The sequence below is a fragment of the Paenibacillus sp. FSL H8-0259 genome, assembly GCF_037963255.1.
Taxonomy (GTDB): domain Bacteria; phylum Bacillota; class Bacilli; order Paenibacillales; family Paenibacillaceae; genus Paenibacillus_AQ; species Paenibacillus_AQ phytohabitans.
The window spans coordinates 6,972,143-6,996,730 of sequence record NZ_CP150147.1; the positions used below are offsets into that span (position 1 = coordinate 6,972,143).

A 24,588-nucleotide genomic window follows, 5' to 3' on the forward strand; every position below is an offset into this window, starting at 1 on the left:
CTCCCTATTCTGCGCTAACCATTTTATTTTTTAACTTTTTGTACTATAATAAACATACGAAAGGAGTGATTGAGAAATGAGTGAGAATGTACAAAGTGCAACCATGTACGATGAAGTATTGGAAGTGCTCGATAAACTTCGTCCGTTCCTGCAGCGCGATGGCGGTGACGTCGAACTGATCGATGTAGAAGACGGCATCGTTAAGTTGAAGCTTATGGGTGCCTGCGGCAGTTGCCCAAGCTCCACGATCACGCTGAAAGCCGGGATCGAACGCGCTCTTGTTGAAGAAGTAGAAGGCGTGGAAGAAGTTATTCAAGTATTCTAATCCCGTATCATAGATCATCCCGGCCTCCGTTGAGAAGGCCGGGATTTTTTTTATTATAGTGGATTTCACAGGCAGGATCAACCCGCCGCGTTCCCGGTAAACTTACCCATCCCTCCCAAAGGCCAGAAATGCCCTGTTAACCGTTCCCGGCTGACAGGGCATTTCTGGTCTTCTCTTTAGTTGTTCAGCTTAAGCTTTAGGCTTAGAATGCAGGGATAATTGCACCTTCATATTTCTCTTCGATGAAGGCTTTGGCTTCAGCAGAGTTCAGGGCCGCAGCCAGCTTCTGGATCGCATCGGAATCTTTGTTATCCGGACGGGCTACCAGCAGGTTGGCGTAAGGGGAATCTGCTCCCTCGATGAACAAAGCATCCTTGGTTGGAACCAGGCCGGCTTCCAGCGCATAGTTGGTGTTAATCAGCGCCAGATCTACCTCGTCCAGCTGACGCGGCAGCATAGCTGCATCCAGCTCAATGATTTCAAGCTTCTTCGTATTCTCAGTGATATCAGCTTTGGTGGAAGTGATGTTGGTGTCATCCTTCAGTTTGATCAGACCGTTCTTAGCCAGCAGGATCAATGCGCGTCCGCCGTTGGTGGCATCATTCGGGATGGCAACCTTGGCACCGTCAGCCAGTTCGCTGATCGCTTTGATTTTTTTGGAATACGCGCCGAAAGGCTCAACGTGAACCGCGGTTACAGATACAAGATCCGTGCCGTTCTTGGCATTCTGGTCATCCAGGTAAGGCTTGTGCTGGAAGAAGTTCGCATCCAGTTGTTTCTCGGCAAGCTGTGTATTCGGAAGGATATAGTCCGTGAATTCTTTGATCTCAAGCTTAATGCCTTGTGCTTCAAGCAGCGGGGCAATAGCTTTCAGAATTTCCGCATGCGGTACAGGAGAAGCTCCAATGACCAGGGTTACGGGTTCTGCAGCAGGTTCAGTGGTCGGTTCTGCAGCAGCAGCTTCCGTTGGCGCCGTTGTAGCCGCAGAGTTTGCCGCGTTATTGTTGCCGCAAGCTGCAAGCACCAATATCATGGTCAAGCTGAAGAATGTGAGCAGTACTTTTTTCATCTGTAAATCCCCCTCTAATCAATAATTTGTATGAATAAGGCTCTATATGGACATACCTTATTTCCGTGTAAAATGTCTTACCAGCCGGTCACCAGCCATTTGCAGCAGCTGCACCAGAATAACCATCAGGGCCACCGAGATAATCATGACTTCCTTCTCATAACGGTAATAACCGTAACGGATCGCCAGGTCACCCAGACCGCCGCCGCCTATCATCCCGGACATTGCGGTATACGAGACGAGGGTAACAATCGTAATCGTAACACCGGCCAGCAGACCCGGACGAGCCTCCGGCAGCAACACGCGCATTACAATCTGTCCCGTGGATGCTCCCATACCCTGCGCCGCTTCGATGATCCCCCGGTCAACCTCCCGCAGTGCGGTCTCTACCAGTCTGGCGAAGAATGGAGCCGCGCCGATCACCAGCGCCGGAATCGTTCCAAGTACGCCTATCGAGGTACCCATAATCGACTTGCTGAACGGAATCAGGGCAACCATCAGGATAATAAAGGGGACCGAACGCAGAATATTTACGACGAACGATAATACCGAGTAAACAGCCCTGATAATAGTGTTATTAGACTTGCCCCATAAATATAACACAATTCCGAGCGGTAAACCAAGGATAATTGTGAATATTCCTGAAAAAGCTAACATTTTTAATGTTGCGACCGTGGCATCAAGCATTTCTTCCCAGTTAATCGCGCTAAAATCCAGTCCGCCCATTAAGAAATCACCTCCACATCAAGGCCTTCAGCCGCAAGTTCGGAAAGTGTTGCTTCCACGGCTTCGGATGGCCCTTCAAACCGGACAATCAGCTGACCATAAGGAACATCCTTGATAGTAGAAATGGTTCCCTGCAGAATGGCGAAATTAACTCCGGTTCCCTGCGCCACATGGGAAAGGGTCGATTCGTACGTTTTTTGCCCGAGAAAAGTAATTTTGACCGCCTTAGTATATCCGGCATGTACAGCATCAATCGCTTGCCGCAGCGGTCCGTCTGCCTGAGTTTCACTGCGGATGAATTCTTTCGTAACCTCATGCCTCGGTTTCAGAAAAACCTGGGCAACGTCGCCCTGCTCCACAATCCCGCCCCCATGAATGACAGCCACCCGGTCGCAAATGCTCTGAATGACATGCATCTCATGCGTAATCAGCACAATGGTCAAGTGAAATTTCCGGTTAATATCCAGCAGCAGGCGCAGAATTGAATCCGTTGTCTGCGGGTCCAGCGCTGAAGTCGCTTCATCGCACAGCAGAACATCAGGATCGCTCGCCAGAGCACGGGCGATCCCGACCCGCTGCTTCTGGCCTCCGGACAGCTGAGCCGGATATTTGTTCCGGTGCTCCTCAAGTCCGACTAGAGCCAGCAGATCCTGAACCTTCCGCTCAATCTCCGTCTTGGAGGTTCCGGCCAGCCGCAGCGGAAAGGCAATATTGTCATAGACGGTTGCGGAGGAGAGCAGATTGAAATGCTGAAAGATCATCCCGATCTTGCGCCGCTGCTCCTGCAGCTGTCCCTGGCTGAGTGCAGTCAATTCCACCCCATCCACCCATACTTCACCCTCGCTCGGACGTTCCAGCAGATTAATGCAGCGGATCAGCGTGCTTTTGCCTGCACCGGAGTGGCCGATCACACCGAATATCTCCCCCTTCTTAATCGACAGGCTTAGTCCGGAAAGCGCCGTTGCGGCCTTGCTTCCCTTACCGTATACTTTCGTTAAATCTTTCAGCTCTATCAATCGCCCCGTCCTCCTTCTTCCATGCAATTTATAACAAAAAAGACCTCTTACGATCCGTGCAGATCGGAAGAGGCCGTGTGTGTGAAGTAAACAATGCCGTCTCATCTGCCAAGACCGCAAACCTAGCGGCATTGTAGGAATTAGCACCATGACATTTGTAGCCAGCAGCTAAGCTGTGTACAAATCGGTTGCCGGGCTTCATCGGGCCTATCCCTCCGCCGCTCTCGATAAGATTATAGTATGAAGTTATATATGCCGTTTCATGTTAGAAGTAAATACTTGCATAAGTATATTAAGTTTCCGGTTCTTTGTCAAAGGTAAGTTTTTACGGCTGTCCGTGCTCTGAACGCTGGCTGGATGCAGCTTTATTCTTGTGCCACTGCTCATTGCTGTACCTGAAGGCAGCCGATAAAGATTTGCACACCATCTCCAGGCTCTGCCTCAAATCCTCCAGATGACTGTCAAGATCCTCCAGTTGGATTTTGTCATGCAGCCCTTGATGGCGTTGCCAGAGATCATCCGTCATCTCAGCGTTCATGTAGTGAATCTCGGCATTGCGCCGTTTGCGCAGATTCTCCACCGGTTCGCGGTAAGAGTTCCTGATCTTCTCCAGCTCATTGGCCAGCGGGTTGTGCGCATGAAGCAGCTGAAATTGGCGAAGCACTGTGAAGTAAGAGAAATGCGCTTTGACTTTACCTGTATTCAGATCATACAGACTGTTCAGAACCGTACCCAGCTTGTCCAGCAGGGAGAACACCCGGATGAAGCCGTCCTTATAAAAATACACATACCTGGCGTACTCTCCCTGTTCCGTGGGCGACATATCATCCATATAACCGGCAACCACCGACTTCCGGTAAAAGGCGGCGGCGAACCAGCTCTGCTCCAGCTCGTCCAGCGATGAGATCAGACCGCGTGTCCATATCTCCAGCTTGCGGTATTCATGGTCACGGTCTTGATGTGTGTTCATCTCCTTGCGCAGCATGGAGGCGACCTTCGCCATGTTGTCCATGGCTTCGGCCAGTACCCCGCTGTTCTCGCGGGGCGGCTCTCCCAGTAATGTCCGCAGCATATTTGTCCTCCTCAGAATACTTAAGATCTATACAAGAGGGAAATAACGGTTCCAGTTCCGGTTCACCAGTTCAACCGTGTCCTCATGCGGAACCAGCTCCTCCGGGTACCCCGGCTTCATCCGGGCATCTATTACAATCGGCAGGGAATAGCTGATTGCGTTACGCAGTGCATGGGTCTCCGCATAAATATCATCCGCCGGATTAAACCGGGTGAACACTGTCCACAGGAAGGAGGTTTGTGTGCGCACCGCTTCTGCAGCATCGTCCACCAGAACAATCAGCGGCCAGGCTGTGCCCTTCTCCTTGAAGGAAGCGGCCAGCCTGACGGGAAGCTCAGGGTCTTCTATATAGGATGCTCCGGAAACGGCTAAACATCCGCCGCAATAGGGCACGGCGCCGGTGATTGCTGGAAGGTGACCCTCCGTATAGGTTCTGGGCAGCTCACGGACCGGGTTGCCGGTGCCCATCATCACAGCCTTACTGCCATGATTCAGCTTACGGCCGGTATAGTCAAGGGTATCCATGGAGGTGTTAGCGAAGATCACCAGATCCGATGCCGGATTAAAGCGTTCAAGCACGGTTTCCAGCAGTTTAGGGAAATCCGTAAGCTCAACCGGTTCATTCGTCAGGAGCAGGAATTTCGTTAAGGAGAGCTGGCCTTCCCCCAGAATACGGAAAGCCGAAGCCAGTCCCTCACGCGGATAGCTCTCCCTGACAACAGCCGAAGCCAAGGCGTTCGAGCCGGATTCGGAGTACGCCCACAGAGCTTTCACTGAAGGCATCATTAGCGGATAGGCCGGAGCCAGCAGCCGCTGCAGATAATCCTTCAGATAATAATCCTCCTGGCGGGGTTTGCCGGTAATCGTGGCCGGAAATATCGCGTCCTTGCGGTGCCACATCCGCTGCACATGCATCACGGGAAAATCATGCTGCAGCGAATAATAGCCGGATTGACTGCCATATGGACCTTCCGGTCTCCGCTCAAACGGAGACACCCGCCCGCGGATGGAGAATTCAGCTTCTGAAGGAATGCGGTGACCGCCCAGGGGGTCCTGCACCATAGGGAGCTTCCCGCCCAGCATAAGGGATGCCAGCATCAATTCCGGAAGCCGCTCTGAAACCGGGGCAACAGCAGCCGCAATCAGGGCAGGAGGCCCGCCGATAAAGACAGAGACCGGAAGGGTCTCCCCCAGCAGCTCAGCCTGACGGTGATGGAAGCCGCCCCCTTTATGGATTTGCCAATGAATGCCGGTCGTGCTGTCATCATGAATCTGGACCCGGTACATCCCGAGATTATGGTCTTTGGGGTTGGTTATGCTCTCTGTATAGACCAGAGGAAGGGTGATGAACGGCCCTCCGTCCTTAGGCCAGCTGGTAATTCGGGGTAATTCCTGTAGCGGATTACTGCTGCGGCAGATGCCTAGGACCGGCGCTTCACCTTGCGGTATATTCTTGGTTCCTGCTCGGATCAGGTCAAGCAGCAGGCCCTTTTCTCTCCATAGTCCGGCAGCTGATGGCGGAATCATCGTTTCCATAGCTGCCGTCATGGATTTCACTAACTGTTCCGGGCGGGTCCCGAAGGCCTTGTTCACCCGGCGGACAGTACCGAACAGATTGGTTGCAACCGGGAACGGCGTTCCTTGTACATTAGTAAACAGCAGCGCCGGGCCTTCCTCACCGGCCACCCGGCGGTGAATCTCGGCCAGCTCCAGATGCGGATCAACCGGAGCATCAATCACAGCAAGATCCTTGTCTCTGCGGAGCTGTTCGATCCATTGTCGCAAATTACCGTATCCCACTAAGCGTTCCTCCTCGAACCGGGCCCGAACCTTGTCCCCATGCCCTTAACGGTAATCTTATCGCTTCTTGTCCGTTCCGCTTAATTGCCAGACACGGACACTCATATAACATAGAACCCCAAACAAACCGGCAATCAGCAAAATATGCGACAACGCGGTAAATATGTACAGTCGTTCATTATACAGCGTATGAACCACAGCAGCTCCACTGAATACCTGCATCAGGCAGAGCAGCACTGCAGCAAGACCCAGAGCCCTCAGCTCCGGCAGCTCTTTGTATTTCCAGAAAGCCAGATGTCCCAGAATAGCAGTCAGCAGGAACAGCAGCGCCGCTGCAACCCGGTGTATGAACACAATGCCCACCCCGCCAGACAGCTCGGGAATCCATTCCCCGTTGCACAGCGGCCAGCCTGAACAGCCCCCCTGCGAATCGGTATGGCTTACATAAGCTCCAATATACACGACCATATAAGAATATAACGCAGTAAACCAGGTTAAGTTACGGAAGCCCCTGCTAACTTTCGGTTCTGCAGTGCTATTCTCTTCCCCAGAAAGGTAGATCCGTCTGGCTCCAAGCGCAAGCATCAGTGAGCTGGCGAACGCAATCAGCGAGAATCCCATATGTAGAGCCATTACTGCAGCAGACTGCGACTTGATTACCGCAAGCGCTCCCATTCCGCCTTGCACCACTACGAATATAAGGGTTAACAAGGCATAGGTAAGCAGATCCCTGCGCTTACGGGCATAACGCCAGAACGCAAACATGGAAGCCAGTGACATTAGACCCGCAAGTCCGCTGAACAGACGATGGGTATATTCAATCAGGGAGCCTACGGTATAAGCCGGTATCAGCTTTCCGTGACACAGCGGCCATTCATTCCCGCATTCCAGTCCCGAACCCGTCTTGGTAACCACCGCTCCGCCGAGCAGCGCCAGAAACATAACAAGGCAGGTTATATAGCTAAGCCATTTTAATTGAAGGGTCGTCAATGTTATCACCCGCATTTTTATAGGAATGAATTAGTATAATGATTGCGCCCGCAGACCATTCTAGAAAAAAAACACCGCTTCTGCTCGGGTAGGGCGAAAGCGGTGCTGCTTCATTACTTGTGGATACTAAGGTAAACATCCAGCGCCGTATTCAGGAAATTCTCAATTTCCTCACGGGACTTACGAAGCTTATTCACGAATCGGACCAGTTCCCGTCCATCGGTATAAGCGACAAAGCTCGGAATGCCCAGAATATTCTGTTCCTGGCTGACGTCGCCTACTGCATCGACATCCACTTCAACGAGTGTAAGGCGGTCACTATATTTCTGTTCCACATCCGGCATGAACGGATCAATGAATTTGCAATCCGAGCACCAATCCGCCTTGAATACCGCCACCGTTAAGCGCGGAGATTGTATTGACACCTGAAACTCAGCAGGAGAACTAATTTTGTTCATCTATTATCCATCCTTTCTCATCTAACCGTTACCCATGATTCTCTTCTCTTTAAGTGAAGCAAAATGTACGGAATAAGTCAAATAAAAAAGACAAAATAAGACAATGATCACAGCTTTATTCGTTTGCACGCACGTGCGCAGGCTGCAGCTTCATTAAAGGATTCAGCAGTTTGCGCAGCGGACGCGGGTAACCAGCGATTTCCTGGCTGCTCAGTACACCCAGAACAATCAACAGCACCAGGTAAATGATAACCACGGCAGCTCCAACGACCAGACATGTAATCAGGAATGCCAGTCTTGCCGGCATCAGATGAGTCAGCATAATCCCCGCTTCATTGAGGCCATAACCGATTCCGGCCGATGCGAGTACAGCGATTGAGAATCCGCCCCAGCGTTTGCCGAGAATTTCGAAGGGAATGATCTTTTTGAGCATCCGCAGATTAAGCAGCGTAATGACAATGAAGCACAGGGCCGTAGAGCCGATGATGCCATAAATGCCGAACAGCTGGCTGAACAGGAAGTTGGAAGCGAACTTCACGATAATCCCGGCTAGCACGTAATACATTGAAATCCGCGATTTGCCCATTCCGAGCAGAATAGAGTTCGTAGTCATCATAGTGATTTGAAAAATAGTGCCCAGCGTCAGCATCGCTACAATCCCGCTGCCGTCCAGACTGCTGAAGATCAGTCCATTGACAGAATATGCCGCCACAACGAGAGAGAGTACAATCGGTGTGCCGGTAAGAATGGAAATACGCATGGCCAGGGTAACCTGGCGTTTCAGATGCTGTTCATCTTTGCGGGCGTACGCCGCTGAAATAATCGGAATGAGCGACGTACTAAGCGCGATGGAGAGCACCGGCGGAATACCCGCTATACTCTGTGCACGGCTGCCGAAGATCCCCAGAGCCCGGGTAGCTTCCTCCATTCCGATCCGTCCGCTGAGCAGCGGTACAATAAAGGAAGTATCGATAAAGTTCACAACAGGTACTGTGATCGAAGATAATACAATTGGAATGGACAGCTTAAAAATATCTTTATAAATTCCAAGTAACGGAAGGCGTGCCTCATTCGATTCATAAAGAGCAATCTGCTCCTCGCTGCGGCGCATCTTCATTGCGTAATACAGCATGACACCGAAAGCGCCGACGCTCCCGAGCACACTGCCGAAAGAAGCGCCTGCAGCCATCCATGTGTTGCTGTACCCTTGGCGCAGCAGAATAAAAGCCAGCAGAATTGCCGTAGATACCCGGGCAATCTGCTCAATAATCTGCGAGATACCTCCGGCCATCATATTATTGCGCCCCTGGAAGTAACCGCGCATCATCGCGATTGCGGGGAACAGCAGCAGCGCCGGGGCAATCGCCCGGATTGCCAGCGTACTCTCAGGAACTTTGGTGTACTCCGCATAATACGGAGCGGCTATGTACAGTATTGTACTCATTACAACACCTACAACAGCTGCAAAAATAAGGGCGGCACGGTATACCTGCTGCGCTTCATGCGGACGGTTCAGAGCATAACGCTCTGATACCATTTTGCTCAGCGTGCTGGGTATTCCGGCGGTCGCCAGCGGAAGGAGCAGGAGATACACATTGTTAGCCTGTGTAAAGGATGCATTCCCGATATCATTGAATAGATGTTCCAGCGGAACCCGCTGGGCAAGTCCAAGGATGCGGGCCACAAGTGCGGCCGCAGCCAGAATAAGCGTGCCTTTAACAAAAGATTCTTTCTTGGTGGACAAGCTGTTTCGCCTTCTTCACAATAAATTTAATACCGTCCGATCCAGATAAAGAAGAGGACGACCATAACAATCTGCAAAATGATCTTGACTACGGTACTGCTGAACAGCCCCAGCAAGGAGCCGAAGCTGACCTTGACCGCCTTGCCGGGCTTCGAGCCGGCAATCAGTTCGCCGACAAAGGCCCCGAGGAACGGGCCGATCAGCAGACCAAAGGCCGGAATGAGAAAGGGGCCAATAATCAAGCCGATCGTGCTGCCGATGACGGATGCCCGTGAGCCGCCGAACTTTTTGACTCCCCAGGCCCCGACCACATAATCGGCAACGAACAGGACCACTACAATCAGTGTCTGGATAATCCAGAACCAGGCGCCGAAGGAGTGGAAGGAAAAGAACCAGCCGTATACGAAGAAGGCCAGATAAATCGCCAGCGCGCCCGGCAGGATTGGATATACCGCTCCTGCCAGCCCTACTGCAAACAAAGCAATGATCAGAATCCAACCCAGGATCGTCAATTCCTTCAACTCCTCAAGTTTTGTTTTGGATAGGATAAGTAAGCTAAGCCTGCTTAGAAATTCTACCGGCCGAGGTTCCGGCCTCCGCAAGAATATACTTCTGGATCACTTCCGCGATTCCGTCATTATTGTTCGTAGCCACAACAGCATCGGCTTCCTGCTTAACGGTCTCCTGGGCATTGCCCATCGCTACGCCGAATCCGGCCTGCTGGATGGCGGCCAGATCATTCAGACTATCGCCGACGGCCACAACCTGGGACATATTAATGCCAAGCAGCTTGCAGACTTCCAGAATGCCGGATGCCTTGTTGACGCCAAGCGGATTAATCTCCAGATTGAACGGCGAGGAATTGGTGATCTCCAGCCCGCCCAGCTCCTGCAGACGCATCAGCAGCTTATGGCGAATATCATTATCCTCGGTAGAATAACCGAACTTCAGCCATTCCCTGCTGTCAATTTCGCCGTCCCAGGTGTCGCGGTTGTATACTTCATCCACGGAATATGCCCAGAACCAGATATCGAACTCTTCGGCAATCTTATGCATCTGTTTGACCAGTTCCACATCCATCAGGGACCGGCGGTACAGTTCTCCCGGTGCGCGCCAGACTTCACTTCCGTTTACCATAATCATCGGGGTCTCGAGGCCAAGCTGCACGGCATAAGGCATCGCACTCCGGGACGAACGTCCGGTAGACAGGCAGACATGTACGCCGGCATTCATCGCTTTTTTGATCCATTCCACCGTTTTGGGGGTAATTTTCTGTTCATCATTCAGTAGGGTTCCATCCATATCCAATGCAAGCAGGCGGTATTTGGCAATCATTTGCCACCCCTCCATTCTTGTATGTCTCCCGGTCGGGAGCAGCTGTGTATTTGTCAATCAGGCTACGGCGGTTCGTCAGTTTGTGTTTACGGCATCTCCGTTGGCCGGATCTGCAGTTTTTACATTTTTCTTCGGGTTGCCATCCAGCCCGTACTCCCAGTCATACGCATCGAATATTTTACGCGCGACCGGCGCGGCACTGTTGGAACCAAACCCGCCTTCAGGGATGACCACAGCAACTGCTAACTTAGGATTATTACGCGGGGCAAAAGCAATAAATACCCCGTTATCACGCAATTCACCTTTACCGAGCTGCTGGGAGGTACCTGTCTTACGGGCAAAATCATAAGGGAAATCCGTAAAGGCAGTAACCTTACTGTTCATGCCCTGTTTGATTTCTCTCCAGAAGGACGGGTCAAAGGTCGTTACTTCATCCAGCACCTCGCGCTCAAACTTCTTGACCACATTGCCTTCAGAGTCGGTGATCTTGCTGACCAGCTGCGGCTTGATGCGCACACCTTCATTGGCAAGCGTGGAAGCGTACTGTGCCAGCTGCAGCACCGTATAACGGCCCTGCTGCCCGAAGGAGGCATAGACCAGTGCGGCTTGCGCACTGCCCGCTGCCTTGATATCGGTATAGTTAATCTGTCCCAGATACTCATTGGGAAGCCCGCTCTGTGTGGAGACACCGAGGCCGAACTCCTTCATATACTTATCCCAAACTTCAATCCCCTTGCCCTTATATTGCTCATAAAGCTTCTTGCCGACCATATCCACCATGAATACGTTGGAGGAATCCTCAATCGCTTTGGCCGGGTCCATCGAACCGTAGACATGTCCGGAGGAATTGCGCACGGAGGATTTGTCATCCTTACCGAAATAAGCGATCCCTTTATCATTGTACCGGTAAGAGGTGCTGAAGAATCCTTCGTTCAAGCCCACAAGCACACTCAGCGGCTTAATGGTTGAACCCAGTAATACGGTAGAACCGAATCCATGGCCGGACATCCCCGAAGAATACGGAGTAATCGTCCCATTCTGATAGTTACCCATAATTTTATTCCAAGTATCGGAATCCAGCTTCTCCGCCGTCCAGACATTGGTATCATAATCCGGCATACTGGCCATGGCAACAATATTGCCTGTATCCACTTCCATAGCTACGGCATAACCCGTGAGTGCATCGGGGTGGGTTTTGCCCTGAACGGCATGACTGTGCAGCCAGCTGATCTGCTCCGTAATGGCCTCTTCCGTCTTGAGCTGGACGTTCTTATTAATCGTCATCCAGACATCATTACCCTTGACCGGCGGCACAACCTCTTCAACCTTCTCGGCCATATTCTGCGGATTCACTGAAATGACCTGATAACCATTCTTGCCGCGCAGCTCCCGCTGATATTGCAGCTCCAGACCGTCAAAGCCGACAAACTCATCATCTTTATAGTTCAGGCCGGGATCGGCATCGATCTTCTTCATTGCGTTCTGTATGTTCTTATAGATATTAAGTGTACTGGACGATTTGAAGGGCTTGATATACCCGACTGTCTGCACAGCAACTGTGTCCTTGTCATAATGCCGCACGCCTTCTTCAACAATCTCAAGACCGGGGAACTCGCTTTTATGCTCCATGAAATAAGCAACTTCCTGGGTGGTAAGACCGGACTTGATCTTGCGTGCCATATAACCCGAATATTTTTTGAAATATAAATCCAATGAAGTAATTACATTATTCACCGTCAGCTTCTCGCCGTCCGGATCACCGTGTTTATCGAATTCCTCGACCAGCCGGGTTGCCAGCGCATAGGCGTTAGCTCTAGATTCCGGCTTCAGTGCACTGATTCCGGTCTCCTTATCCACGGCTTTGGCCGTATATTCCTTCGTCAGGGTGATATACAGCGATTGAACGGAGGTCGAATAGGCAATTTCTTCTCCTCCGGCTGCGCGAATCGCACCACGGATGGACGCGAGCGGTACACTTTTGGTATCCCGGCTGGTCTCCACCTCGGTCAGCTTAGGTCCTTCCACAAACTGCACAACAGCCAGACGGATAATAATTACGCAAAAGATTACAAACGTGCTGAAGAAAAACACGTTGAGCCGCAGGCCAAGCGAACTCTTGCTGTCCTTCTCGTCCGGGGGAGAGGCCTGCTTTCGGAAAACACTCACAGTTTTTCACTCCTCTACATCTCAAGTGGAAACGGCTTGGCTGCCCTTGATAAGGACAGCACCGTTTCAGCGGGAAAAATAATATAAACCTCTTAGTTCACAGTTGACTCTTGTTTCTGCTCTACTGGCGGAAGATTTTTTTTGGGGACTCCATCGAGCCCGTATTCTGAGTCATAGGCTTCAAATATTTTGCGGGCCACCGGTGCAGCACTGTTCGATCCAAAGCCGCCTTCCGGAATAATCACCGCTACAGCAAGCTTGGGATGCTCGCGAGGAGCATAAGCAATAAAGACTCCGTTGTCACGGACCGCACCGTACGCATCCATTTCAGAGGTCCCTGTCTTGCGGGCAAAATCATACGGGAATCCGTCAAACACCTTAACCGACGTGTTCATCCCCTGCTTGATCTCCTTCCAGTACGAAGGATCAAACGTAATTTTGTCCAGAACTTCCCGTCCGAATTCCTTGACCGTATGGCCTCCGGCATCTGTAATCCTGCTGACCAGCTGCGGCTTGATCCGTTCCCCTTCATTGGCAAGCGTCGCTGTATATTGGGCAAGCTGCAGTGCGGTATACTTGCCTTTCTGACCGAAGGAGGCAAAGACTAACGCCGCCTGGACAGAACCCGCTTGCTTCGTGTTGATATAATCGGCAACTCCGGCACTCTCACCCGGCAGTCCACTCTGTGTCGAAACCCCAAGTCCGAAGGCCTTCATATACTTGTCCCATACCGCGATTCCTTCACTCTGATACTTCTTATAGAGCGCATTGCCGACCCAGTCTACCATAAAAGCATTGGATGACTCCTGGATCGCCTTGGCCGGATCAAGCGGCCCCAGGACGTGCCCTGAGGAATTGCTTACAGAGGAACTGTCATCCTTGCCGAAATACGCGATTCCCTTGTCCGTATACGTATCGGTGGTGGTGAATAAGCCTTCATTGAGACCAATTAACACACTTAACGGTTTGATTGTGGAACCCAGGAAAATCAAGGACTTCAGCCCATTGCCTGAGAAGCCGGAGATATTCTCATTAATCGTCCCGTTCTGGTAATTATCCTTGATCTTATCGTATACTTCCGGCAGCAGCTTCTCGGCATTCCAGACATTCGTATCATAGTCCGGCATACTGGCCATCGCTACTACATTGCCTGTATCTACTTCCATCGCAACCGCATACCCGGTTAGGGCATCCGGATGATATTTGCCTTGGACCGGATTGGTATGCAGCCAGCGGATCTGATCCAGAATGGCCTGCTCTGTCTTCATTTGCACGTTTTTATTGATCGTCATCCAGATATCGTTGCCCTTGACAGGCGGAACCGATGCAATGACTTCCTCAGCCATGTTCTGCGGATTAACGGAGAGGGTCTGATAACCGTTCTTGCCTCTAAGCTCGCGCTGATATTGCTGTTCGAGACCATAGATGCCGACAAATTCATCTTCCCTGTAAGTCAGGCCGGGATCAGCACCCGTTTGTTTCATGGCATTACGGATATTCTTGTATATATTATAGTCCTCTGTAGAACGGAACAGCTTCATATAGCCTACCGTCTGAACTGCCACTGTATCCTTGTCATAATGGCGGACGCTTTCTTCCACAACAGCTACCCCGGGATAGCTTTCCTTGTTCTCCATGAAATGAGCGATTTCCTTCACCGTCAGCCCCGTCTTGATTTTGCGCGGGACATAACCAAGCGATTTCTTATAATCAAGATCCAGCAGAGCAAGGATATCCTCCTGCGAGAGTTTTTTGGCGGAAGGATCACCATATTCATTAAAAACTGACGTGAGCCGCGCCACCAGTGACTTCGTCCTTGCCTTGGCTTGAGCAGTGAAGTCGTATACTCCGGTGTCCTTATTCTTGGCTTTGGCTGTATATTCTTTGGTTAAAGTGATATATAACGACTGAATGGATGTGGAATAGGCAAGTTTCTCACCGCCGGCAGCATGAATAATTCCCCGGATCGCGGCAAGCGGCACATCCTTGGTCTCCCGGCTGGCCTCGACCTCAGTAAGCTCAGGACTCTCCACAAACTGCAGCCCTGCAAGGCGGATAATAATAATGCAGAAAATAAAAAAAGTGCCGAAGAAAAACAGATTTATGCGTAAACTCAGGTAGTTTCGGGCTGAACCTCCATCCGGGCGGGAGCCCGGCTTACCGAACCATCTCACAGCATGTCCTCTCCTTGTATGTTATGCAAAACCGTGTATCCGGCAGTCCACAGGCAGAGCTCTTCTTACACGCTGTTATTGTACCATAGATGGAGGAGCTCCCGCTTCTTGTCAGAGGATGTTTTCCTTGATATGCGTTGAATCGAAATCCTTGGTATTGAACCAGTTACCGCTGCTGGCCCAGGTAGAATCCAGCGGAATCCAGGCTTCCCTGCTGCTGATATAGACCTCATTCCAGGCATGGGGGCCATAACCGCCCTGCCCGTCATAGCCCCTGCCGGTTACAACCCGCACCTGAAGGCCCTGCGAACGGGCCATCATGGCATAGAGGCGGGCATAATCTATACATACCCCCAGCCGGGTATCAAAGGTATCCTGCGGGGTCTGCTCATGCCAGATCCGTTTCTGCTCATAGTTCTCTGCCTTGGTATAGTCATAGGTGATGCGTGAGCCGATCCAATCATAGAGCAGCTTGGCCTTCTCTTCATCCCCGTCAGCCTGTCCGGCAATATCTGCGGCTGCACCGGCGATGTCCGCGGAGATATCATGGTCGATCACTTCATATTTGCGCCGCAGAATATCATTCATCTCGGCGGCTACCGCCTTGGTCAGCACCGGAAGCTTCCCCCGGACCTGTTCACCGGCCAGCGGCTCAAATACCGCTGCCGCACTCTGGCTGTAGATCGGCGAGGACTCCACATAGCGGCTGAAGCCGCTGTCCGGATTCAGCCCTACGCCGATGTAGAGCGCGAAGACCAGGACAAGTGCGCGGGCAAGCCCTGCGGCGAAGCCTAGAACGGCTCCGCTTAAGCGGCTGGCCCCCGTGATCTTCCCTCCCGGCCTTGACGAAAACCGCGGCAGGCGGAAAGGCAGCAGCAGGAACAGCAGACCCAGCATTAGGCGGATCAGACTGTAGGACAGGAGGAGCAGGAGCAGGAACCGCACAAGCGGCGAGTTCGCCAGCACCGATACGGCTGTATAATACACCTGCTGCCACTGGCTCAGCCGGATGTCAGGCAGAACAACGCCTGATGCCCACTCCCCGGCTAGTGGCGAGAGGTATACAGCGGCCGGAACCGCCATGATCAGGGCCGCGATCGCCATTATTCCGGAGCCGAGCAGTCCGAACAGCCCTCCGGCCGCCCTTTTGAAGCCCCGGCCCCATCCCTGCAGTACGGAGAACAGCACGACCACCAGCAGGACGATCGAGATGATATTGGCTTCACTAAGACTATCTAACCAGCTGTTCAGCATCTCTCTCGCTCCTCCTTCTGCGGCCAGCCTGCCCAAAGTTCAGCTGCACTTTTATTTGCCGGCCTGTTTCCGGGCTTCATCGATAAATGTTTTGGTGGTATCCGTTACACTCCACTTTCCAAGACTGACCCCGCGGAAGATTACTTCAACCTTATCCTCTGCTGCTGAGCCCTTCACTTCCAGGTTCGGAGTAGTGATCGTAAAAGTACCGTCACCGCCGGAGGTATACACCGCATCCTGCGCTTCCTTAAGCATGACTTCCTGCGCTTCGTTCTTCAGTGTGCTGACCGTCCCGTCCGCCACTTTGTTAACAGCATTACCTATCTGATCCATGGTCACCCCGCTGTAGATGAACAGGCCTGCAACGATAATGATAACAATTGCCCATTTCAATACAGTCTTAACGAGATTAATTACTGCAAACAGCAGGACAAGCGCAATAACGATAACAAGCCAATTCTCTCTGATAAATTGTGACCACACTGCCGGATCCATCAATTTCACAACACCCCTATCGCAAATTTCGCCACTCCGGGACTCCTGTCCCGTCAGACATATCATTAATAATAATTATTATACATGAATACCTCTTATAATTCATGGTTCCCGGGCTGCAGAAGCGCATACAGAGTCTGGCCAAGAAAATGGTATAAGCCCCCTCCGGTGCACGTAAAGTACAAGTAGGCCGTTTCTTCCAAGTGAATTCCGTTCCATTACTCATCGGCTGGCCACCAATCTGGAGGTGTTACCCGTGAAAACCGCGCTGTGGCTGTATCTGTTTCTGTTCCTTGCCTTCTTTGACCTGCATGCCCAGTATCCCATTCTGACGCCGTTTGCCATGTCTTTGGGAGCTGGGCCGGCCTTTATCGGCTGGATGATGGGGATGTATTCGCTGACCCACCTCCCCGGCAACCTGCTGGCCGGTGTACTGGTTGACCGCAACGGCAGCCGCCGTTACATCGTCTTTGCCCTTACAGCAGCCGGACTAATCCTGCTGCTCCAGGCTCATGCGCAGCTGCCCTGGCATCTGCTGCTGCTGCGCGCAGCAAGCGGCTTCGCGTTGGCCTTCCTCTCGCCTGCCTGCATGACCCTGCTGGCCTCCCTCTCCTCTGACCCGGCTACCCAGGGCAAGTACATGTCAGGCCACGGAATCATCCACACGCTGGCCTCTGTGGTCTCACCGGCGGCCGGTGCGTTCATCGTGGCCAAGGCCGGCTATTCCGGTACCTTCAGCACGCTGGGCTGGCTGCTCATCCTGACAGGTGTGATGGCCTTCTTCAGTGTCCCGAAGCATTCTCCTGCGCTGGCTGTACACAAACCCGCTCTGCCGCTGCCGCAGGAGAAAGCGGCGAATCCGCTGTCAGCCGTTATTCCAGTCTCTAAGCGCTACTATCTGCTGCCTTTTTTCGTATCCTGCTCCCAAGGGGTACTCTTCTTTGAACTTCCGCTGTCTCAAGGAAGCGGCGGAATGATTTCGACCGGAATTCTGCTGTCGCTGCTCAGCCTCGGGGCACTACTAACCCTCAGCCTGTTCTTCCTGAACCGGCTGGCCCCTGGCATCCGCATTGCTGCCGCCCTGCTGGGAATGGCGATCTGCTTCTTCACTCTGGCCGCCTTCCGCAGCATCCCGGCGGGAGTCGTTCTGTTCATGCTGGGCGCAGCCAAAGGTGTGTTATTCCCGGCCATGGCTTCCCTGTTCATCAGTCTGGGCGGTGCAGGCCGGATGGGACGTAGCTTCTCGCTGCAATCCATTGCTATGTCGCTCGGGGCATTTGCCGGGCCGGTAGCCGCCGGACAGCTGCGGGACTATGTCTCCCCTTACTTCATTGCCTTCGTGTTGCTGATGACAGCCCTTCTGCTGCTCCCCCCCGGAAGATCCGGCAGTCCCGCTGCTTATTCTCCGGGCTTGAACGGCCATGCCGCCTGATTCCAGCCGCATTCGCCAGCAATCACCCGCATTTTTTCTGCCGGGTGATTGTTTGTTTGATGACGTTTGTTTTTACGACATTTCCCGGGGAATGAATACATATTGCTCTTTGAACTGTTAAAATTGGCGAAGCTTAGGTACAATATCGTCATAACCAACTACGATCCGGGAGTGAGCACCTATGTCCATTACCATTATTGTCGAAGGCAAGAATGACCGCAGCCGGCTGAGACGGCTGCTCGCGCCGGAGGTCGACATTCTGTGCACTTTCGGCACCTTGAACACACTCAAGCTGGAATCCCTGCGCCGCACTGTCGGTGATGGAGAAGTATACCTGTATATGGACAATGACAGCTCCGGCAAAAAAATCCGCGGCGTACTGCGCGATGCCTTTCCCGATGCGGTGCATATGTATACCCGGCGGGGTTATGCCGGTGTCGAAGGCACTCCTGACGAGTACAGCATCACCCAGCTTGAAAAAGCCGGGCTTGAGGAATATATTCTCTATCCGCAGCCGTTCAGCAACAACTAGCTGGCTTCGGTCTATAGTCAACACCAAAAACGCCTTGCCGGTCCCTCCTTAATTGGAAGGAGTCCGGCAAGGCGTTTGGTTTATTCGGGCAAATCTATTCACGGGCCAGCTTCTTAACCGATTCGGCCAGAAACTCCGGAGTCACATTCTCCGTATCCCCGGCATCATATAATCCCCGGAGGCGGTTGGTCCGGTCTACCAGACCAATAAGGTTGGCATGGGCAAAATCATCCTTACTGTTACCGTAGATCAGAACCTTGAATGATTCAGCCGCCAGCTTGCGCACTTGCTCCTGATCCCCGCGCAGGAAATACCAGCCGTTATAATCGGCATGAAACTTGTCGCCAAATGCCCTGATCGCTTCACGTGTGTCGTTCTCCGGGTCAAAGGAAATGGAGACAAATTCAATATCCTTGCCGAAGCTGCCATCCTTCACCAGCAGATCCTGTGTCTGTGACAGCATGTAAGTAGTAATAGGGCACACATCCGGGCATTCGGTGAAGAAGAAATAGACCAGCCTTGCTTTGCCTGCCGTATCCGCAAGGCTCACCTGCTGTCCATCCACATTCTCCAGAGAGAAGTCCTGTACCTCCCCGATGACCGGCAGCTTCTTGTCTCCGAAGCTAAGCGAATTCACTACCAGATAGACGGCCATAATTACCGCCGCCAGCAGCATCAGCCAGGTCCATTTATAGCGTTTCAAGGTCTGCACAGGACCCCTCCCCATTCATCATAAGAATCCGTACTTCCACCGCGTGTATCTAAAATTTAACCGTGGATCGTATTCAATACCAGCACAATCAGACTTATGGTCAGATAGTTAATGGAGAAGAAGAAATTTTTCTTGGCCCAGGCATCATCATCCTTCGCCTTAAATCCGATTAAGGTTAAATAGAGCCAGGCCAGCGACAAAGCTGACGATACGATCAGATAAAATATTCCTGCATAGTCATACATGTACATCAGTACAGGGATAGGCAGCAGCAGTGCCACATAAGGGATCATCTGGAACTTGGTGCGGCGCGTCCCTTTGACCACTGGAAGCAGCGGGAACCCTGCGGCCCTGTACTCCTCTTTGCGGCGGATACCAAGTGCCCAGAAGTGGGGCGGCTGCCACAGGAAGAGCATGGCGAACAGCAGCCAGGCACCAAGGTCTACGGTTCCGGTAACAGCCACATAACCGATTACAGGCGGCATGGCACCGGAGATGGCTCCCACGGAAGTGCTCCAGGTAGATGTTCTTTTGAGCCAAAGGGTATACACTACAACATATACGAACATGCCGACGATGCCAAACAGTCCAGCCAGTACTCCGCAAAAAGCAAACAGCACAGCCAGGCCGGCAATACCGAGCCCAATGCCGTACAGCAGCACTGTCTGAGGCTTCAGCCTGCCTGTAGGCAAGCCCCGCTCACGGGTTCTTTCCATCTTCATATCCAGATCCCGGTCGAAATAATTATTGAATACACAGGCCGAGGCCATAACCAGCATAGTGCCTAGCAGGGTAAGGATTAAGCGCCCATACTGTACATCCCAGCCTGAAGCTACCCAGTAGCCTGCAAAAGCAGCGATCAGATTGGAACGGATAATACCGGGTTTCGTCACCGTAATGAAGTCGCGCCAGCTTGCACCTTCCGGTGGAGACTTGGCAGACATTGATGCGGAATCGGAAGAAGCTTGATATCTCAATTGATTGTCCACGTATGGTGTTCCTCCTTCTAAGGGACTTCTTAACGTTCCGCCGGAGCCTTAGTAACCGTTCGGCTGCATCTGGATAATATTACTCGCTCCGCTATTAACTTTATCATAGCAAACTGGGAAAGACTTTGACAATCATTGACCATGATGTTCATCAATTCGACAATTACGTGACAATATTTATTTCCTCCCCCCTAAATAACTGGACGCTAAATTGGGTAGTTATTAATAGAGAACTTCCGTACAAAGGAGATCTGACCAATGGATACCGCTACACATTTTGTTATGGGACTGGGACTCGCCGGTCTGTCGTTCGTTGATCCTTCAGTCGCCGCGAATGGGACACTTGCCGGTGCCGTAATGGTCGCTACTGTACTCGCTTCTCAGGCACCGGATGCTGATACTGCGCTGCGGCTGAAGGACAACGCAGTTTATATCCGCAATCACAGGGGAATCACCCATTCCCTGCCCTTTTTACTGTTATGGCCGGCTCTGATCACAGTGGTCATAGGTCCGGTCTTCGGATTAACGGATCTCCATGCCTTAAGCCATATTGCGCTTTGGAGCTTCATCGGCGTTGCCATCCATGTGTTCTCGGATCTGTTCAACACCTATGGGACCCAGGCGGCACGCCCGTTCACCGAGAAATGGATTGCCTGGAATATTATCCACATCTTCGACCCGTTCATCTTCGGCAGCCATGCGGCAGCGATCATTCTCTGGATCAGCGGGATTGTGCCTCCGGCACCCTTGTTCATTACCCTATACGCAAGCATCGTCTTGTATTACATCTGGCGGACGCTCGTACATGCGCGTATCACACGTAACATCAAGAACAAGGATGTGCACCATAATGCTGGTGACCGGTACTTTGTCATCCCTACGATTTCGCCTACACGCTGGAACGTGGTCAAAGCCAAGCCGGATGGCAGCTACAACGTCGGACTGCTGAACAACGGCAAGCTGGAATGGTTCAAGCATGCGGTGTGCTCCACTCACCCCGCGGTTGAACATTCGAAATCCCATCCGGATATTCAGGCTTTTCTGTATTTTACCTCTTACGCTGTCGCCGAGGTCGAAGAGCTGCCCTCTGGTTATATTGTACGCTGGGGGGATGTTCGTTATTTACACCGTAAGCAATTCCCGTTCGTTGCAGTACTGGTCATGGACAACCAATATCATCCGCTGAATACTTATGTAGGCTGGCTCAGCAGTGAGAAGCTCGACGAGCGCTTCGCCATTGATCCGGGGACAGTTAAGACATAGCAGCGTAAACAAGGCATATCATGTAGATGGATGGCATCCGCCCATGCGGATGCCATCTTTTTAATTTATACGGGCAATGAGTTGAAGTTCACCCTCTTTACGAATTGTTGTATGAAATACAGCAATTCCCCCGCTTAGCGGCTATGAAGGAGGAGAATGCTGCCTTTTGTGCAACAATTTTTGATTAGAGGCGATTTAATAAAGAAAATGTTGTATTCTGTGCAGGATTCCGTCATTGGACCTTTACTGGTTCTAAAATTGCAGCAGGTTAAATCTTCCTGAGGTCTGCCGCCTCTTGACGCCTCGGACCGCATAAGGCACAATCACAATAAAGCGGTTACAGTATATACTTCATGATATGAATTGAAAATCCCGGGGTGCAGAAAGCACTCCGGGACTCACTCCACCGCTATTGCAGCAGAAAGGAAGGCTGGAACATATGGGTAAAGGTCTGTCACTGTGGTTCGCCTGCTCTTCAATTCTCATACTTACGGCAGCTTCCATTTCAATCAGCTATAACATCTGGCTGGCGCTGCTGCTCGGCGCCCTGTGCGTGCTCAATATCGGCTGGGGCTTCATCATCAAAGCCCGGCTGAGACGCAAGGCCGAGCGCAAGCTGCCCTCCTCTTAACGGTAAGGCAGGAAGCCCATCCGTTCCTTCACGCCTTCCAGTGTCCGGGCAGCACTGCTGCGCGCGCTTTCGGCACCTTGAGCCAGAATATCGCCCAGTGTGCCTGAGCTGCGGATCTCATGGTATCTCTGCTGGATGGGTTCAAGCAGGGCGACGATTACTTCGCCAAGCTCTTTTTTGAAGCCGCCATACATTTGCCCTTCATACTTGTCTGCTATCTGCTGGAGGCTCATTCCCGAGCATTCGGCATAGATACTCATCAGGTTGCTGATCTCAGGCTTATTGGCCGGATCAAATACCACTTCGCGTCCTGAATCCGTGGTTGCGCGGCTGATCTTTTTGCGGATGACATCCGGCGGATCCAGCAGACCGATTCTGCTGCCGGCATTTGGGTCGCTTTTGCTCATTTTTTTGGTCCCGTCATCCAGAGACATAATCCGCGCCCCGACTTCAGGAATATACGGCTCAGGAATGGTGAAGAAATCACCGAACCGGTGATTGAAGCGCCCCGCCAAGTCGCGGGTCAGCTCCAGATGCTGCTTCTGGTCTTCACCCACCGGTACCAGATCGGCGTTGTAGACCAGGATATCTGCAGCCATCAGCGATGGATATACGAATAATCCGGCTCCTACGGATTCTTTGCCTGCCGATTTATCCTTAAACTGCGTCATCCGTTCCAGCTCACCCATAGCAGTCAGTGTCGTCAGAATCCATCCCAGCTCAGCATGCTGAGGCACGTGGGACTGCATGTAGACATGGGAGATGGCAGGATCAATGCCTGCAGCCAGATACAATGCAGCTACCGATTCCGAATTCTCACGAAGGGCAGCGGGGTCTTGGGCAACCGTAATGGCATGCAGATCCACCACCATGAAGTAACATTCATATTCCCTTTGAAGCTTGACGAAATTCTTGATCGCTCCGATATAATTTCCGAGCGTGAGCGAACCGCTGGGCTGAATCCCCGATAATACTTTTTTAGCCATGATCTTTATCCTCCATCATCTGTTTATTCCGTTTGCGTCAGGACGCAAAAAGGCCCCACATCCGCAAGGGACGTGAGACCGTGGTACCACCCTTATTCGCTGCTCCTAAGTTATCCCTGAAGGACAGGCAAGCAGCCTTAGCTTCCGTTAACGGGGAAGAGCCGGCCGGTCTACTGAAGGCTTATGCAGCCTGTTCGATCGCGGCGCTCAAGGGTCCATTCGGTCAGAGGTGCACCACCGGTTCACATCAGCCACCGGCTTTCTGAAGGTACAGTCCATGCTTACTTGTCCCTGTCATCACGTTGTTGTCATTCATTGTTGCCTTCATCATAGAGCGTGCCGGAGAAGTTGTCAAATCTCTAACCACCGCCGAATAAATCTGGTATGATAAGGATATTCGTGTATGATCTGATTACAGTTTATCAAAGGAGCATATCTCTTATGAAACAGGTGACCAAAGGGCAGTGGAACGGTTATGATACGTACATTTTGCATAGCCGTGAGCTGGAAGTCACGCTTTTGCCCCGGCTGGGGAACAATGTAATTTCCTTATGGGACCGCAAGGAGGAGCGGCAAATCCTGCGCCAGCCTGATGAAAGCGACTTGGCTTTTTATATTCAGAAACCTTATCACTTCGGTATTCCGCTTCTGGTACCGCCCGGCCGTATCCGAAACGGGCAGTTCGCGTTCGATGGCACCAGCTACCAGTTCGACCGAAATTCAGGCGATCATCATATTCACGGCCTGCACCGTACCCAAGCCTGGTGTGTCAGCGATATTGAAGAAGACGAGGAAGGCTGCGCGGTAACAACCGAATTCACAACTACGGATGATCCGGAGTGGATCAGGCAATTTCCCGAGCCGCTGAAGCTTGAGATGACATTCCGCCTGCAGGGGCCTGACCTGGTGCAGACACTCAAGGTTACCCATCTGGGCGGCAGTCGCATTCCATTTGGTATAGGCTATCATACATGGTTTATGCTTGACGGCACCCCTGAGCGCTGGAGCATAACTCTCCCTGTGCAAAGCGTTTATGAGCTAAATAATGAACTCCTGCCTAGCGGACATTTATTACCGCTCGGTGAACTCGATAGTCTTAACAGCCATATGAATCTCCAAGGCAAGAATCTGGATACGGCCCTGAGGATGGATGATCATCAGCCTGCCGAAGCGTTACTGATGCGCGATGACGGCTACGGACTGCGTTATTCGGTGGACAAGGAACAATTCCGCCATTGGGTCCTCTATACCAAAGGAGAGGCTGACCAGTTCCTCTGCATTGAACCGCTCACCTGGCTTCCGGATGCGCCGAATCTTCAGCAGGACGCTTCCTTCACCGGAATGGTCACGCTTGAACCAGGCCAGATACTCGTGTTCGGCAGCAGCTTGCAGATGATTTATCCCGGCGGGTAAATTTCA

Annotated in this window: 23 protein-coding genes and 1 riboswitch; of the genes, 6 read left to right on the top strand and 17 right to left on the bottom strand. The window is 52.0% G+C overall.

The genetic code is table 11. The features are described 5' to 3' along the window. The first annotated feature begins 76 nt into the window (after positions 1-76). The gene (locus NSU01_RS29850; RefSeq protein ID WP_039307240.1) at positions 77-325 is read left to right on the top strand and encodes a NifU family protein; all 249 of its coding nucleotides are present in this window, start codon (positions 77-79) and stop codon (positions 323-325) included. 202 nt (positions 326-527) lie between these two features. On the opposite strand, the gene NSU01_RS29855 is transcribed toward NSU01_RS29850, so the two are convergent. The 14 genes from NSU01_RS29855 to NSU01_RS29920 all read right to left on the bottom strand — a co-directional run bounded on the left by NSU01_RS29855 (position 528) and on the right by NSU01_RS29920 (position 16,624). Then, complete coding sequence (locus NSU01_RS29855; protein ID WP_076248174.1) at positions 528-1,394, bottom strand: MetQ/NlpA family ABC transporter substrate-binding protein; 867 nt, start codon at positions 1,392-1,394, stop codon at positions 528-530. A 57-nt stretch (positions 1,395-1,451) separates the two neighbouring features. Continuing rightward, positions 1,452-2,120, bottom strand: a complete 669-nt coding sequence (locus tag NSU01_RS29860; RefSeq protein ID WP_042139823.1) for a methionine ABC transporter permease — start codon at positions 2,118-2,120, stop codon at positions 1,452-1,454. After that, positions 2,120-3,136 (bottom strand): methionine ABC transporter ATP-binding protein, encoded by a 1,017-nt coding sequence (locus NSU01_RS29865; protein WP_042139824.1) that lies wholly within the window; start codon positions 3,134-3,136, stop codon positions 2,120-2,122. Before NSU01_RS29865 ends, NSU01_RS29860 begins: the two co-directional genes overlap by 1 nt. Before the next feature lie 98 nt (positions 3,137-3,234). Next, positions 3,235-3,370, bottom strand: a riboswitch (SAM riboswitch). 91 nt (positions 3,371-3,461) lie between these two features. Continuing rightward, entirely contained in the window at positions 3,462-4,208 is a 747-nt protein-coding gene (locus NSU01_RS29870) for a Cthe_2314 family HEPN domain-containing protein (protein WP_042139825.1), read from the bottom strand. A 27-nt stretch (positions 4,209-4,235) separates the two neighbouring features. Beyond that, positions 4,236-6,008, bottom strand: a complete 1,773-nt coding sequence (locus NSU01_RS29875; protein WP_076248171.1) for a UbiD family decarboxylase — start codon at positions 6,006-6,008, stop codon at positions 4,236-4,238. A 57-nt stretch (positions 6,009-6,065) separates the two neighbouring features. Further along, positions 6,066-6,998 carry a COX15/CtaA family protein gene (locus NSU01_RS29880; protein WP_144026207.1) on the bottom strand — a complete coding sequence of 311 codons (933 nt, stop codon included), beginning with the start codon at positions 6,996-6,998 and terminating at the stop codon, positions 6,066-6,068. A gap of 113 nt (positions 6,999-7,111) precedes the next feature. Continuing rightward, a complete protein-coding gene (locus NSU01_RS29885; protein WP_042139828.1) occupies positions 7,112-7,456 on the bottom strand; it encodes a thioredoxin family protein in 345 nt (114 codons plus the stop codon). A 115-nt stretch (positions 7,457-7,571) separates the two neighbouring features. Continuing rightward, positions 7,572-9,200 carry a polysaccharide biosynthesis protein gene (locus NSU01_RS29890; RefSeq protein WP_042139829.1) on the bottom strand — a complete coding sequence of 543 codons (1,629 nt, stop codon included), beginning with the start codon at positions 9,198-9,200 and terminating at the stop codon, positions 7,572-7,574. A gap of 26 nt (positions 9,201-9,226) precedes the next feature. Beyond that, positions 9,227-9,712, bottom strand: coding sequence for a DUF456 family protein (locus tag NSU01_RS29895; RefSeq protein WP_042139830.1), 486 nt, complete (start codon positions 9,710-9,712; stop codon positions 9,227-9,229). A gap of 43 nt (positions 9,713-9,755) precedes the next feature. Further along, complete coding sequence (locus NSU01_RS29900) at positions 9,756-10,535, bottom strand: Cof-type HAD-IIB family hydrolase (protein ID WP_076248166.1); 780 nt, start codon at positions 10,533-10,535, stop codon at positions 9,756-9,758. 75 nt (positions 10,536-10,610) lie between these two features. Then, positions 10,611-12,701, bottom strand: coding sequence for a penicillin-binding transpeptidase domain-containing protein (locus tag NSU01_RS29905; RefSeq protein ID WP_042139832.1), 2,091 nt, complete (start codon positions 12,699-12,701; stop codon positions 10,611-10,613). A gap of 92 nt (positions 12,702-12,793) precedes the next feature. Beyond that, positions 12,794-14,875, bottom strand: a complete 2,082-nt coding sequence (locus NSU01_RS29910) for a penicillin-binding protein 2 (protein ID WP_076248164.1) — start codon at positions 14,873-14,875, stop codon at positions 12,794-12,796. A gap of 111 nt (positions 14,876-14,986) precedes the next feature. Further along, positions 14,987-16,129, bottom strand: coding sequence for a transglutaminase-like domain-containing protein (locus NSU01_RS29915; RefSeq protein ID WP_042139834.1), 1,143 nt, complete (start codon positions 16,127-16,129; stop codon positions 14,987-14,989). Between the two features lie 51 nt (positions 16,130-16,180). Beyond that, positions 16,181-16,624, bottom strand: a complete 444-nt coding sequence (locus NSU01_RS29920; protein WP_042139835.1) for a hypothetical protein — start codon at positions 16,622-16,624, stop codon at positions 16,181-16,183. A gap of 256 nt (positions 16,625-16,880) precedes the next feature. Between NSU01_RS29920 and NSU01_RS29925 the strand changes: the two genes are divergently transcribed. Together NSU01_RS29925 and NSU01_RS29930 are read left to right on the top strand one after the other, a co-directional pair. Further along, positions 16,881-18,056, top strand: coding sequence for an MFS transporter (locus NSU01_RS29925; RefSeq protein WP_076248161.1), 1,176 nt, complete (start codon positions 16,881-16,883; stop codon positions 18,054-18,056). A gap of 181 nt (positions 18,057-18,237) precedes the next feature. Further along, positions 18,238-18,588: a DNA primase gene (locus NSU01_RS29930; protein WP_039307212.1), complete on the top strand. Its 351-nt coding sequence runs from the start codon at positions 18,238-18,240 to the stop codon at positions 18,586-18,588. A 94-nt stretch (positions 18,589-18,682) separates the two neighbouring features. Here NSU01_RS29930 and NSU01_RS29935 read toward each other — a convergent pair whose 3' ends face one another. Continuing rightward, positions 18,683-19,300 carry an SCO family protein gene (locus tag NSU01_RS29935; RefSeq protein WP_144026206.1) on the bottom strand — a complete coding sequence of 206 codons (618 nt, stop codon included), beginning with the start codon at positions 19,298-19,300 and terminating at the stop codon, positions 18,683-18,685. A gap of 56 nt (positions 19,301-19,356) precedes the next feature. Then, positions 19,357-20,289, bottom strand: coding sequence for a heme o synthase (cyoE, locus tag NSU01_RS29940; protein WP_042217328.1), 933 nt, complete (start codon positions 20,287-20,289; stop codon positions 19,357-19,359). Between the two features lie 258 nt (positions 20,290-20,547). On the opposite strand from cyoE, the gene NSU01_RS29945 reads away from it, so the two are divergent. Both NSU01_RS29945 and NSU01_RS29950 read left to right on the top strand, forming a co-directional pair. After that, the gene (locus NSU01_RS29945) at positions 20,548-21,552 is read left to right on the top strand and encodes a metal-dependent hydrolase (protein ID WP_042139837.1); all 1,005 of its coding nucleotides are present in this window, start codon (positions 20,548-20,550) and stop codon (positions 21,550-21,552) included. Between the two features lie 439 nt (positions 21,553-21,991). Next, the gene (locus NSU01_RS29950) at positions 21,992-22,183 is read left to right on the top strand and encodes a hypothetical protein (RefSeq protein WP_042139839.1); all 192 of its coding nucleotides are present in this window, start codon (positions 21,992-21,994) and stop codon (positions 22,181-22,183) included. Here NSU01_RS29950 and trpS read toward each other — a convergent pair. Continuing rightward, complete coding sequence (gene trpS, locus NSU01_RS29955) at positions 22,180-23,169, bottom strand: tryptophan--tRNA ligase (protein ID WP_042139840.1); 990 nt, start codon at positions 23,167-23,169, stop codon at positions 22,180-22,182. The two genes, NSU01_RS29950 and trpS, sit on opposite strands and share 4 nt — an antisense overlap. A 441-nt stretch (positions 23,170-23,610) precedes the next feature. On the opposite strand from trpS, the gene NSU01_RS29960 reads away from it, so the two are divergent. Next, entirely contained in the window at positions 23,611-24,582 is a 972-nt protein-coding gene (locus NSU01_RS29960; protein WP_076248159.1) for an aldose 1-epimerase, read from the top strand. Positions 24,583-24,588 lie beyond the last annotated feature (6 nt).

Excerpts from the sequence above, each read along its gene's own strand:
- NSU01_RS29850 (WP_039307240.1), top strand. The coding sequence starts at position 77 with ATGAGTGAGAATGTACAAAGTGCAACCATGTACGATGAAGTATTGGAA.
- NSU01_RS29855 (WP_076248174.1), bottom strand. The coding sequence starts at position 1,394 with ATGAAAAAAGTACTGCTCACATTCTTCAGCTTGACCATGATATTGGTG.
- NSU01_RS29860 (WP_042139823.1), bottom strand. The coding sequence starts at position 2,120 with ATGGGCGGACTGGATTTTAGCGCGATTAACTGGGAAGAAATGCTTGAT.
- NSU01_RS29870 (WP_042139825.1), bottom strand. The coding sequence starts at position 4,208 with ATGCTGCGGACATTACTGGGAGAGCCGCCCCGCGAGAACAGCGGGGTA.
- NSU01_RS29885 (WP_042139828.1), bottom strand. The coding sequence starts at position 7,456 with ATGAACAAAATTAGTTCTCCTGCTGAGTTTCAGGTGTCAATACAATCT.
- NSU01_RS29900 (WP_076248166.1), bottom strand. The coding sequence starts at position 10,535 with ATGATTGCCAAATACCGCCTGCTTGCATTGGATATGGATGGAACCCTA.
- NSU01_RS29915 (WP_042139834.1), bottom strand. The coding sequence starts at position 16,129 with ATGCTGAACAGCTGGTTAGATAGTCTTAGTGAAGCCAATATCATCTCG.
- NSU01_RS29920 (WP_042139835.1), bottom strand. The coding sequence starts at position 16,624 with ATGGATCCGGCAGTGTGGTCACAATTTATCAGAGAGAATTGGCTTGTT.
- NSU01_RS29930 (WP_039307212.1), top strand. The coding sequence starts at position 18,238 with ATGTCCATTACCATTATTGTCGAAGGCAAGAATGACCGCAGCCGGCTG.
- NSU01_RS29945 (WP_042139837.1), top strand. The coding sequence starts at position 20,548 with ATGGATACCGCTACACATTTTGTTATGGGACTGGGACTCGCCGGTCTG.
- NSU01_RS29950 (WP_042139839.1), top strand. The coding sequence starts at position 21,992 with ATGGGTAAAGGTCTGTCACTGTGGTTCGCCTGCTCTTCAATTCTCATA.
- trpS (WP_042139840.1), bottom strand. The coding sequence starts at position 23,169 with ATGGCTAAAAAAGTATTATCGGGGATTCAGCCCAGCGGTTCGCTCACG.
- NSU01_RS29960 (WP_076248159.1), top strand. The coding sequence starts at position 23,611 with ATGAAACAGGTGACCAAAGGGCAGTGGAACGGTTATGATACGTACATT.